We start from the raw sequence: 11,918 nt of genomic DNA on the forward strand, positions 1-11,918 counted from the left end.
GTAAACAATGGGTGCGAAAGACTACTATGAAATCCTGAATGTTCCGAAAAGTGCGACTGATCAGGAGATTAGAAAGGCTTACCACACCCTGACAAAGAAGTATCATCCTGACATCTGCAAGGAAGAGGGCGCTGAAGAGAAGTTTAAGGAGATAAACGAGGCTTACAGTGTCCTCTCCGACAAGCAGAAGAGAACCCAGTATGACCGTATGGGTCATGAAACCTTTACCAACGCTTCCAAAGGCCAGTATACCGGAGGAGGATTCGGGGGAGCCGGTTTCAGTTCTGACTTTGGAGGATTCGGCGATATATTCGATGCGTTCTTCGGGGGTGCCGGCGGCTCGAGACGTGGCCCGAGAGGCCCGCAGACAGGCGCAGACCTCCTGATGAGGATGCAGATATCGCTTAAGGATGCGGCACTTGGAACAAGCCGTGACGTTGACGTCATGCATACCGAACCCTGTCCTGAATGTGACGGTACGGGAAGCAAAACTAAAAAAGTCCGTACCTGTCCGCGCTGCGGCGGTAGCGGTCAGGAAAAACGTGAAAACAGAACTCCTTTTGGGAATTTTGTCAGTATGACTACCTGTTCCCAGTGTGGCGGACGCGGGAAGATTCCCGAGGAACGCTGCAAAGCCTGTGGCGGTTCGGGTCATACAAGGGTAAAACGGACCATTACGGTTACCATCCCCGCCGGAATTGAGACAGGGATGCGTCTTAGAATGGAAGGCTATGGAGAGGCAGGCGATCCAGGCGCTTCGAACGGAGACCTTTTCATAGAGGTTGAAGTTCTTCCTGATGAAAATTTCAGGCGTGTTGGCGAAAATCTTGAAACAAGCGTAGAAGTTTCGGCTGCAAGCGCTGCAGTCGGATCAAAGGTCAGTATAGAGACCATTGACGGCCGCAACGTGGAGCTGAAGATACCTGCCGGTGTTCAGCACGGGACTGCGCTTAAAATTCCCGGCGAAGGCATAAAGAGAAGGGGAAGGCCGGGAGATCTTCTTGTCAGGGTAAAGATAGAGATTCCCAAAAATATCGGCGATGAGGAAAAAGAGCTTTACAACCGCATTGTTGAGATAGAATCCAAAAAAAAAGGAAAGGGCGGTAAAAAAGGCGGGTTTTTCTCGGATTTCCTGAAAAAATGAAATCGGGAAATCCATTCCTTTTTTGATATGAATTTTTTTATACTCTCTATTTTAGCCTCATGAAGTTCTAACTTATAAGTCTTGTATGAAACTCATTTTTGAATTATCCGGTGAGCACCCGACACTCCCTTATGCCGAAGCGGAATGCACGGGAAAGATACTTGAGAGGGGTATGCAGGTCGCGGTAATGGAATGCCCTGACCGGTATGCAGCGAAACGTCTCGCAATGACGCACTGCGTGATGAATTACCTCGGTGAATGTTATGCTTCAGCCGAATCCTTTATAGAAATGCTTGATTCTCTTTCTATAGTCTCTGAAGTTTCATTTGCAGGGCGTGTCAAAAAAATAAGCGATACTGTCATCCGCGACTCGCAGTTGTCTCTGGAGAAATGCATAGGGGCGCACATAAAAGGGCATGTGTCTTTGTCAAATCCCGGACGTGAGTTTCGCGCGGTTTTTTCCGGGGACAAGTGTTATTTCGGGGAAGTAATCTACAGAATCGACAGGGGAGGGTTTGAATACCGTAATCCTATGAGAAGAGCGTTTTTTCACCCCGGTGTTATGATGCCTATTCTTGCACGCACTCTTGTAAATCTTGCCATGATAAAGGAGAATGAGACCCTGCTTGATCCTTTCTGCGGCACCGGGGGCGTTCTTCTGGAGGCGAGTCTTTTGAAAAACCGCGTAATCGGAGCTGATATGGACCTTTTTATGCTTAAGGGCTGCCTTGAAAACCTACCCGTTGCAGAGGTATTAAAAGTTGATTCAACTAAACTCCCTATAACAGACTGTTCTGTTGATTCGGTAGTAACCGATCTTCCATATGGTCAGTCGGTCTGTATAAAAGCGGAATCGATGAGTGCGCTTTATAACGATTCATTAAGTGAGATGCGGCGCGTCTTAAAGAGGGGAAAACGGGCTGTTGTCGTGACCCATGTTGATATCCGTGAGATTGCATCAAAGCATTTTGAGGTGCTGCAGTTTCACGAACAGAGGGTACATAAAAGTCTTACTCGCAGAATAATGGTTCTGGCGTAATTTCTGCCTTCTCGGCAGGGAATTATCCGGGAGATTTTTTTCTGCACACCGGGATTTTCAGTCAAAGGGAAGTCATATAAAAGAATTTGTCCCGTAAAAGATCGTAGCTAAAGTGCAGTGGGGGCCAAAAAAATGAATTTTGGCTGTCCGGAGGCATTTCACAGGTGAATTATTGCAATAAAATATATAAAGTGCCGGAATATCCGGTTTTTGCCGGAGATATGTCTTATTTGATACGGGTTAAAAAAGCAGATGGATTTGTTAACGTGGCTTAATGCCAATTTTTCAAAGAAAAAGCCCGGCAGGGCGATTGCAAGAAAAGCAATCAGGCATCTTAAGAAGATAGAAAAGGGACAGCTGTTTTCAGAGGACATTTCGCAGATGAGGGCTGCCGAAGGCCGGTGGTATGAATCACTTATTTACGAGATGCTTCTTGAACTTTCCCTGAAGACTGAGAGGATAAAGCATGTTGTAAGAAAGGGAGCTGATGCACCGTATCCTCCTATTGACATAAGACTTGGGCAGAACGGCCTTTACTACTCAAACCGCGGAGATATCAACATCCGCGGTAACGGCCAGGACATAGCCGAATTTGATATTCTGTTCATAGACAGCCAGGACAGGATCTGCTTCTGTGAGATTGTCACGTCGGCTTCGGATCTAAAGGACATGGAGGCCGAGGTTATATACAAAAAGAAGCTGTTGGGCTATCTTTACGGTCAGGCTCTTGTTCCTTTTGTCCTCTTTTCATCAGTAGACATCTCGAGGTCTTCAATTATGAAGCGCCTTATGCGGGAGACCGAAAGCACCCTTATAATTACGCAGACCTGCGAAAAGATAAAAAGCGTACTTACTGTGGGGTCAATAAGAGGAGTCCCGAGAAAGCCGGTGACACATCCCAAACTTGTGGGAATAGAGGACATTCCCATAAAAAGGCCTTTTGACTACAAAAAGCTTCATGACCTTAAAAGAGACCGTCTCCTGGGAATTATGATGTCCGGTAAAGGCAAAGCCGGAATGGCTGTTGCTGACGAAATTCCACCGGTTGCAAAGAAGATTCTTTTCGGTGCACTTTACCCGTCAGGAGTAAGAGCCCTTCTGAACGGAAGGGATTTTACGATGTCTGGCAGAAGGTACAATTATGAAGGGCTTAAAAACGACTTTTCAAAGGTTATTGTTGCAGTAGACATTCCCGAATATGAGCCTGTCATATATCTCCGTTCAAGAAAGAAAAGCGAATATCTAAAGATTGTACGAAAAAAATCAGGTGAGCTTAAGGTCGAAAGCAAAAGAACTCCGCAGATGACCGGATTTTATCTCTGGCTTGAGGACTTAAAGCCTTCTCTTGGTGCAAAGGTTGCAGAACGCTATGCTGAAGTATTTCTTTGTTAGGTACCTGAATAAAATATGAAAATAACTTTTTTTCCTTTGCAGTTTTTCTCATCCTGACGGTGGTTCGTACTGATGTCTTTTCTTTTTTCAGGTCGCATATACAGATATAACAGGTCTACAGGAAATGCAGGGTTATATTTTCAGCAGTCAAAATGCGTGAGTATTCAAAAATGAGAGTTCATTCGCTTCTTCACGTGCCTTTTGAGGATACTGGGTGCATAAGACCATATTGCGAAGAAAAGGGCTACGGGTATTCAGAGACCCGGCTTTACGCCGGGGAAAAGCCGCCTTCACTTAATGATTTTGATCTCCTTGTAGTTATGGGAGGCACTATGAACATTTACGAGGAGGAAAGGTTTCCTTTTCTTTCGGGTGAGAAAAGGTTTATCAAATCAGCCATCAACTTGGGGAAAAAGGTTCTGGGAATCTGCCTTGGTGCACAGCTTATATCATCCGTTCTGGGGGGATGCGTCAGGAAAAACGAATTTAAGGAGATTGGCTGGTTTGACGTTCAAAAATGCGCGGGTGCTGAAAAAAACCCGTTTTTGGGAGTCATTCCTGATAATTTCAGGGCGTTTCACTGGCATGGAGATACGTTTGAAATTCCTGCGGGCTGCACGAGGATTCTTGAAAGTGAGGGTTGCAAGAATCAGGGGTTTGTTTTTGGGGGCAGTGTTCTTGCCCTCCAGTGCCACCCTGAAGTGACGGCAGGAACACTCAAAAATCTGGTTGAAAACTGTCCTGCCGAGGTATCACGGACTGCAAAATACGTACAGGCTATTCCTGAAATTCTTGACGAATCAAATATTGCTCTGGCAAACCGGATAATATGTGATATAATCGGTTGTTTTGAAAAAATATGATGATTTAAAATCCTTTTTTCTGTTTTTGATTTTTTAGTTTCTCGCCTCAACGGTGCCTTCACTGTCCTGGTACCTGCCGTTGTAAAGCGTTTTTCCGCCTGAAATCTCGTGCATTATGACCTGGACGCACCTTTCGCCTTTTTTGAGCGTGTAGTCTTCAGGACCCATGTTAACGAGGCACAGAGTAAGGTTCCCGCGAAAACCCGGGTCAACGTATCCGCCGCCGATTAGAATTCCACGCCTTCCAAAAGATGACCTGCACATAAGAGTCGCTGCAACATCTGCGGGAAGCCCGATTTTCTCCATTGAATGAACAAGGGTTATTTCACCTTTCCTCAACAGGTAGTCCTCGCCCGACCTGAGGTCATATGATGCCGGCTGCTGGGATTCCTCACTGTACGGGTCCAGAACAATCTCGTTCTTTTTGATTCTCTCTGTTATTATCTCTCTGGAAAGTATCATTGTGATAAGACTGGATCATTAAAGGTTGTAATATTTTTGAATGCTGGCTTTGCAGAAATCCTCTAATTTAATAGCGACCGAAAGGTCGAAAGTACAGGAGTTCCTATATTATTTAACCACAAATGGTTGAGAAAATTCCAAATAAGTGTCGTAAAACAGGTAAATTGGTCTTGTGAAAATCTTTATTGAGATGATAAAGAAATCAAAATCAGGATAACTCTTCACAATATGCTTCTTGAAAAAAATATCAGGTTTTATAAAGAGTCCATTTATCGTCAAATCATTTCCCAGGGTGAAATTTTATTTTTAGAACAGTTCAGGGACATATTAAGAGAGACTACGCTTTTCCGGTTCTTTGCCGCCACTTTCTGATTCAGGACTAATCCTAATAATTTTAATAATTTCTCTCATCTCACATAACTTTCTCAAAACGGAACATCCAAAACTCCTCTCCGTCGCCTGAATCCCCATTGGGAGAATGCGGGTCGTTAAAGAATTCAACTACGTGAAATCCGCATTTGTTGATATAAAAGTGAATGTTACGCTTTTCAAAATAGGGTGTGCAGGTTTCCCAGACTTTTGTTTCGGGGTGCAAAGCTTCTATTTCCAGCCATGTTGCATAGCCGATTCCTTTGCTGTGCGCCTTGGGGAAAACAAAAAGAATATCCAAATGATTGTGGTGCGTCTCATAGTCAATCGTCAGAATCACGCCGCCGACAATTTCACCATTTAGCAGGATTCGATATGTTTCTGCCTCTTTTTTATCCATTGATTCTTCAATGGTTTTGCGAGAAATGATTTCGCCGTCTTCTTCAAAATGGTCATCCCGCATACTGAACTCCTCGACAGCTCCGAAAAGAAATGCCTCCTGATTGTCAAGGATGAATTGTTCACGGTCGGATGGTTCCAACGGCGCAAGTGTAACTTTTGTCTGATTTACTTTCATAAAAACCTCACAATTTATAATAAAAAATAGACCTCAAACTTTGCATAAAGTAATATCCCGGCTCATTCAACGCCGTATCTGACAGGCGGTATGCAAGCTGATTTGCTTACGGTCCCCTGCAATACTATGTATTTCCCTGATGAAGTATTATTATTTTATCGCCTAATATACAGAAATATGGACAAAGAAATCTTGCCGAATTTGTTTTTTCAATGATTAAACGTAAATATGGTGACACACTAAGTTCGGGAAAATATTACAGCCGGATCAAAGAAATTAAGACAAGAATTATCATTCACAATATACTTCCTGAAAAAATTGATTAAAGGTTTCTACAGAGCCGAAAAAAGATTATACGTGAAAAAAGAATTATTTTTTCTCCCAGCGGATTAGTTCCGATACCGACGAAAGGGTGCTTCCGCGTTTAATCTCCTCGCGAATTCTCATCTCACTTTTTTTGACTTCAAGAGCCCTTCGTGCAGTCTCATATGCACGCTCTTTTGGGATTACGACTACGCCTGACTCGTCGCCTATTATCCAGTCACCGTTTCTTACCTGCTGTCCGCAGCAGGATATTTCAGCTCCTATTTCCCCGAAACCTTTTGGTTCACCGGCATTGGGGCAGGTACCTGTTGCGAATACCGGAATCCCCACTTTCTTAATGTCATCGACATCACGAGCGGCACCGTCTATAATTATTCCTGTAACGCCCCTGTTGAAGGCGCTGTTCGTCGCAAGTTCACCCCACGGCGAGATGTAAGTTGCACGCTGGTTGTTTATTACAATGACGTCCCCTTTCTGTGCGACATCTATAGCTTCGACAGGTTTTGCCCAGTCGCCTGCAATGGTATTTACGGTAAGTGCACGCCCGACCATCTTCACTTCACCGCATAACGAGATGAGACCAGACATCGCACCTTTTCTGTGCATGGCGTCGGTTACGTTAGGTGCCGACACAGAGAGAAGAATATCTCTTATCTCATCGTCCCTGCTTTTTTCTTTTCCTGTGTCAATGTCGGGGCTGTCGATGGCCTTTCTGACAAGTGCAGCCGCGGCCTTTACGTCTGCCGCCTTAGTGATGCTGCTTCCGACAAGAAGTATGTCCGCGCCCGAGAGTACGGCTTCCGCCGCCGTTTTGTCGTTAAGTCCCCCCGCTGCGCCTACAGGGATGCTTACCAGTCCTGAAATTTCTTTTAAGAGGTCAACGGATTTCATCCCTCTCATCTGCTGGTCTATTCCTATGTGTGCCGCTATTATGTCGACACCCATCTTTTCAAGCTCAGCCGCACGCTTTGCAGGCTCTTTTTCGTTTAAAAGGTCTGCCATGATACTGACACCGTAGAGGTCTCCTGCACGCACAGCCTCTTCTATGACGGAGTCATCGGACGTTGCAAGTACGCATACCACATCGGCACCGGCTTTTGCGGCCATTTCGACTTCAAGCGTTCCCGTATCGGCAATTTTCATGTCGGCAACGATTTTGTTGTCAGGAAATTTCGCCCGTAGTGTCCTGACGGCGTTCATGCCTTCGCTTTTTATGAGAGGCGTTCCCGCCTCTATCCAGTCAGCTCCCCCTTCCACTGCCTCTTTTGCTATCTGGACAGCTCTTTTTAGTTCTGTCAGATCCAGTGCCACCTGAAGGATTGGTTTTGACATTTTTTTATCACTCTTTGTATTTCGTGCAAAATATTGCAGGCAATTACTTATTTGACTGAAGAATTGATAAAAATCTCTTCTATTCCTCGCACTCTTCGCTGTATTCCTCATTGAAGAATATTTCTTTTCTCTCTTTTTTGGAGGGAATGGTTACGTCCGCCGGGTAACCTGCGGGAATGAGGGATATCAGGACATACGAGTCTGGGACGCTGAGAAGTTTTCTGACGTCTTCGGAATACTCCATGTTGTTTCCGGCAACCCAGCATGAACCGACGCCAAAAGACCACAGTGAAAGAAGTATTTGCATTGTAACGGCACTGCCGTCTTCGACACGGAATTTGTGGTCCTTTTCCGCAAAGACTACAAAGCATGTATCTGCCGTTTTTATGAATTTGCCATAGGTCGCAAGTTCAGATATCTTTTCAAGAGTCTCCTTATTTCTTACAACGCCGATTTTCCATGGCTGGACGTTTCTTGCCGTCGGAGCGTAGCGGGCTGCTTCAAGAGTCTCTTTTATGATATTGTCATCGATTTTATCGGTTTTGTATTTCCTGACACTTCTTCTTCCTTTGATTATGGTAAGTCCAAGATTCATGGGGCTTAATATGAAAGACAAAGCAAAAATATTTTTTCTATGGATTTAATGGTAAAAAAGAATGGCAAATATTATTGTTTCAGATTAAAGAGCCGAGATATGCGGCAAGGTTACCAAGTCCGTCTGCAAGGACGACTGTCGGGTCTATTCCGAGAATCGGGAATATGAATATGAAGTATGCGAACGTCCCGATAGTGCTCCCTACGTTTGCAAGTGCCGCAACAAGGACGACCCTGAACATCGGGACCTTTCTCATCTCCGTGAAAGTTTCGGCCTCTATAATCTTCTGAAAGTCAGAAGCTTTCGGTTTTCTTACCTTTGCCTCAGTTATCGCCGCGAACCATCCTGCCGCAAGAAGCGGGTTTAAGGAGGTCATCCACGATACACAGAATGCCGTCAGGGCCGAGAGAGGGTGGCCTCCGGCAAGAAGAGTAAAACCTCCTGCCAGAATCCCGTTTATAAGAACCCAGTATATGATGGCCCATATCAAAACCTCAAGTCCCACACCCGAAAAAGCTATCAGTATGAGGAGGAATGCAAACATTGCAACGAAAATTCCTCCTATGATGAATTTCCACGGGAGTGGTTTAGGCTGCTGGACAAGGGACTGAACAGGCGGGAGTTTTGACGGGTCGTTAAGGTAACCCCTGATGCCCTTTAAATGGCCTGCGCCGACAACCCCGAGGACCCTCTCGTTCTTCTTTGAAAGCATGAGAAGGGAATGGGCAAGGAATGCGTCTCTTTCATCGATAAGCGCCCTTGCACCGTTTGGTGAGAAAGTGTGGAACTCCTCTATAGCCATCTCTATCAGGTCCTTGTCTTTTGCAAGACTTTCGATGTCGACCTCCTCGTCTCCGCCGCGTCCGGCAATTGTCCCGGCAAGAGCACCGAGAAGCTTAATCTTTTCCCAGATGCTCATCCCCTTCCAGAACCTGGAAAGTGTGATTCTTATGTCCCTGTCGGCAAGTGCCAGGGGAATCTGCCTTTTTTCAGCCTCATCTATTGCCGCTATCATCTCGGAACCCGGTTCAACGCCTACGTCCATTCCGATTTTTCTTTGGATGTACGCAAGCATCCACTGGACAAGAATTTCTGAGAAGTTGCCACCCTTAATTATGTCATCGACTTCGGGTTTCTGTCCCTGCTTTTTTAAGGCCGCATATCTTCCCCTGTCAAGTTCGACTGCAATAACATCCGGAGAAAACTCTTCGATTGCAGTTTTTACTTCTTCCACACTGTTTTTTGATACGTGAGCCGTTCCGACCAGATGTATTTCACTCAATTTTTTTAACCCCTTCGCTGTCGATAACGCAGGACTTCATCTTTGAAATGTCCAGACTGCCGTATATTTTTTTGATTGCATTATATTCCATATCTTCCGTCTCTTTTCTTTTTATCAGCGCATCTGCAGTCATGGATGCTTCTTCATCCGTTATTTCATATCCCTTTGAACAGCATTCCGAGACCAAAAGACCATCTTCAGCCAGCATAAGGGGGTACGTCCTGCAGATCTGCGGGCGGTGTTCATATATCGTGCATTTGTTTTGACCGTCAAAAAATATACATTTTTTTTCGTCCCTTTTAAGGCACCATGCAAAAGTAACACTGCACCCTTCAACATCAAATGATTCAGGGTAGGGCACAACGAATTCGTCCCTTTTCATCCCGGTCACCTTTTCTATCTCGACGATTTCAGGTATTCCGAGAATGACAAGGTTTGAGTCTTTGGACTGTGCAGTGCAGCATTCGCCGCACATTGAGCACCTGAAGCCTGTTTTCTTAATTTCTCTTATAAGATCCTTTTTTTTCGGCATAATAATCCCTGCCTTTTTTTGGCAGGTCTGAGAAAAGATTTCAGTAAAAAATTCTGATATCCTTAATTATTTACCTGTTATTATATGATTTAAAACATTTCAGAGCAGTTCTTTTGTAATTCTGTCAAAATTTTCATAGACTATGTGTCCGTCTTCAGTGTGGCTTACTTCAGGGTGCCACTGGACACCGTAGATATGTTCATTTTCGTTTGCTATCGCTTCGGCTCCGCAGATATTGGATTTTGCAAGAAGGGTGAAACCCTTTGGAATTACTTTAACTTCGTCGGCATGTGACGCCCAGACAGAAATCCTGTCCGGAAACCCCTCGAGTATTTTACCGTGCTCTATTATATCAACCTCTACTCTGCCGAACCCACCCATGGCGCCTTTTTTGACAACTCCACCTCTTCTTGTCGCGATTATGTGCAGACCAAGGCATACTCCGAGAACCGGAAGACCAAGGTCAACGTATTCGGGTGCAAAGTTTGCGCGCTCAATTGACGGTCCTCCGCCGAGAATTATTCCACGACAGCTGTCTGCAACTTTTTCCGGCGGAGTGTCGTTTTTTATCATTTCGGCGTCTATATCAAGGTCTCTTAGCATCCTTTTTATGAGGTGGTTGAACTGCCCAAAGTTGTTTACGAGATATATCGGGAGCATCTGTATAACTAAATAGGAAAGTTGACCGTATATTCTTTTCACAGTTGCCGGAATGCTTATTGCTGTTGCAATAACGGCAGTCCTGTCATTTGTCTATTCCTATGTGGTATTCAGGCGTATCGGGGGCGAAAAGAATTGAAATCGTTAAGGACTTCAGGAGGGGGGTGGTTAATCTGACGCTTAACCTGATGTTTGAGGCGCTGGCCGATCCGACACGGAGGAAAAAAGAGTAGAAAAAGCCTTTTTCAGTAGTTTTTGCACCTGAAATGTCCCATAAACTCTTTAATTTTTTCAAAAATATCGTCTTTTGAGTACCCTGACATATATGCAAGCCATAATGCACCGGCAAGAACTGCTCCCTCCTTTACCTCACCGTTTTCATATCTTTCAAGTGAATGTATGCCTATATTCCTGAAGTCCGGGTCAACGTACCAGCCTGTCGCACCTACTTCACGTGCGCTCTTTTCAATGTTTGCCGATTTGTCGGCACGCACATATTCTGTCGTAACAAACGGGGGTATTTCGTTGCCAAGGGATTTTATGTGGGCGCAGACCGAAAGCATCTGTGTTCCCCCGGAGAGGACGACTTTTCCGCAGAAGCCTTTTGAAATTCCGGCTGCAACCGGCATCATTGGGTCGCCTGCGTACCTTATAATGTCAAACGGGTCAACAATTCCGTCGTCCTTAATCCTCTGTAGCGTCCTGCTGCATATTTCTCCCTTAAGGGTAGTCGGGTTGTCGATAAAGCTGCTTGAAACTCCTGCTTCGTATCCCAGGGCCCTTAAAACACAGAGTGCCGTTGTGGTTCCCCCGGGGACGCTTTCGCCGAGGATCAGCAGGTCACTGTACCTGCTCCACTGTTTTCCTATGGCAATGCCTCTTTTGTAAAGTTCTTCCGGGTCTTTTACAGCATCGCCGAATCGCGGGTCTTCGCCTGGCTTTCCGTAGACGTCCATGCAAGGGAAGTCCGGCTCGTTTACCAGACCTGCATTAACAATAACCGGGTCTATTGAGCACATGTCAAACATTGCCCTTGTTATTGTCGCAGGTGTTGCACATCCCCTGGGGCTCAGGGGTATATCGGAGTCAGGGTCCGGCCCGTAGAGAATAAGTCTGCCGTCAAGATTCGGTGTCATAAGGGTAGCTTTAGGGCTGGCACCGGCGGCTGATACTCCGGGTACTACAGAGAGCATCGAGTTTGCTATAATCATTGCGGCCATCGGTTTTTTGAACTTAATATCGGGTATATCTGAGAGAAATGGCATATTTACGTTTGTAATGTTTATTGATTATAAGATATCCCATTTTTCTAAAATTAAGGAAAAAATAATTGTTCTGGAGTTAAAT

At 45.1% G+C, this 11,918-nt stretch carries 13 protein-coding genes; 5 read left to right on the top strand and 8 right to left on the bottom strand.

The genetic code is table 11. From position 1 onward, the window contains the following. The first annotated feature begins 7 nt into the window (after positions 1 to 7). The 4 genes from dnaJ to J2128_RS09105 all read left to right on the top strand — a co-directional run bounded on the left by dnaJ (position 8) and on the right by J2128_RS09105 (position 4,438). Positions 8 to 1,144 (top strand): molecular chaperone DnaJ, encoded by a 1,137-nt coding sequence (dnaJ, locus tag J2128_RS09090; protein ID WP_209690807.1) that lies wholly within the window; start codon positions 8 to 10, stop codon positions 1,142 to 1,144. An 85-nt stretch (positions 1,145 to 1,229) separates the two neighbouring features. Then, positions 1,230 to 2,183 carry a methyltransferase domain-containing protein gene (locus tag J2128_RS09095; protein ID WP_209690808.1) on the top strand — a complete coding sequence of 318 codons (954 nt, stop codon included), beginning with the start codon at positions 1,230 to 1,232 and terminating at the stop codon, positions 2,181 to 2,183. A 252-nt stretch (positions 2,184 to 2,435) separates the two neighbouring features. Then, positions 2,436 to 3,575, top strand: coding sequence for a hypothetical protein (locus J2128_RS09100; RefSeq protein WP_209690809.1), 1,140 nt, complete (start codon positions 2,436 to 2,438; stop codon positions 3,573 to 3,575). 152 nt (positions 3,576 to 3,727) lie between these two features. Beyond that, a complete protein-coding gene (locus J2128_RS09105) occupies positions 3,728 to 4,438 on the top strand; it encodes a type 1 glutamine amidotransferase (RefSeq protein ID WP_245323511.1) in 711 nt (236 codons plus the stop codon). A 33-nt stretch (positions 4,439 to 4,471) separates the two neighbouring features. Here J2128_RS09105 and J2128_RS09110 read toward each other — a convergent pair whose 3' ends face one another. The 7 genes from J2128_RS09110 to J2128_RS09140 form a co-directional block, all read right to left on the bottom strand. Continuing rightward, positions 4,472 to 4,900 carry a dCTP deaminase gene (locus J2128_RS09110; RefSeq protein WP_209690810.1) on the bottom strand — a complete coding sequence of 143 codons (429 nt, stop codon included), beginning with the start codon at positions 4,898 to 4,900 and terminating at the stop codon, positions 4,472 to 4,474. Positions 4,901 to 5,312: 412 nt separating this feature from the next. Next, positions 5,313 to 5,846 (bottom strand): GNAT family N-acetyltransferase, encoded by a 534-nt coding sequence (locus J2128_RS09115; RefSeq protein ID WP_209690811.1) that lies wholly within the window; start codon positions 5,844 to 5,846, stop codon positions 5,313 to 5,315. Positions 5,847 to 6,215: 369 nt separating this feature from the next. Then, positions 6,216 to 7,502 (bottom strand): orotidine 5'-phosphate decarboxylase / HUMPS family protein, encoded by a 1,287-nt coding sequence (locus tag J2128_RS09120; protein WP_209690812.1) that lies wholly within the window; start codon positions 7,500 to 7,502, stop codon positions 6,216 to 6,218. Between the two features lie 79 nt (positions 7,503 to 7,581). Continuing rightward, a complete protein-coding gene (locus J2128_RS09125) occupies positions 7,582 to 8,097 on the bottom strand; it encodes a nitroreductase family protein (RefSeq protein WP_209690813.1) in 516 nt (171 codons plus the stop codon). Between the two features lie 79 nt (positions 8,098 to 8,176). After that, on the bottom strand, positions 8,177 to 9,379 hold the full coding sequence (locus J2128_RS09130) for a TraB/GumN family protein (protein ID WP_209690814.1): 1,203 nt from the start codon (positions 9,377 to 9,379) through the stop codon (positions 8,177 to 8,179). Further along, entirely contained in the window at positions 9,372 to 9,911 is a 540-nt protein-coding gene (locus tag J2128_RS09135; protein WP_209690815.1) for a YkgJ family cysteine cluster protein, read from the bottom strand. The genes J2128_RS09130 and J2128_RS09135 overlap by 8 nt, the downstream gene beginning before the upstream one ends. 99 nt (positions 9,912 to 10,010) lie before the next feature. After that, on the bottom strand, positions 10,011 to 10,571 hold the full coding sequence (locus J2128_RS09140) for a GMP synthase subunit A (protein ID WP_209690816.1): 561 nt from the start codon (positions 10,569 to 10,571) through the stop codon (positions 10,011 to 10,013). An 89-nt stretch (positions 10,572 to 10,660) separates the two neighbouring features. Between J2128_RS09140 and J2128_RS09145 the strand changes: the two genes are divergently transcribed. Continuing rightward, on the top strand, positions 10,661 to 10,804 hold the full coding sequence (locus J2128_RS09145) for a hypothetical protein (RefSeq protein ID WP_209690817.1): 144 nt from the start codon (positions 10,661 to 10,663) through the stop codon (positions 10,802 to 10,804). A 12-nt stretch (positions 10,805 to 10,816) separates the two neighbouring features. Here J2128_RS09145 and J2128_RS09150 read toward each other — a convergent pair whose 3' ends face one another. After that, a complete protein-coding gene (locus J2128_RS09150) occupies positions 10,817 to 11,836 on the bottom strand; it encodes a nicotinate-nucleotide--dimethylbenzimidazole phosphoribosyltransferase (RefSeq protein ID WP_209690818.1) in 1,020 nt (339 codons plus the stop codon). Positions 11,837 to 11,918: the final 82 nt, after the last annotated feature.

The organism is Methanomicrobium sp. W14 (assembly GCF_017875315.1).
Taxonomy (GTDB): domain Archaea; phylum Halobacteriota; class Methanomicrobia; order Methanomicrobiales; family Methanomicrobiaceae; genus Methanomicrobium.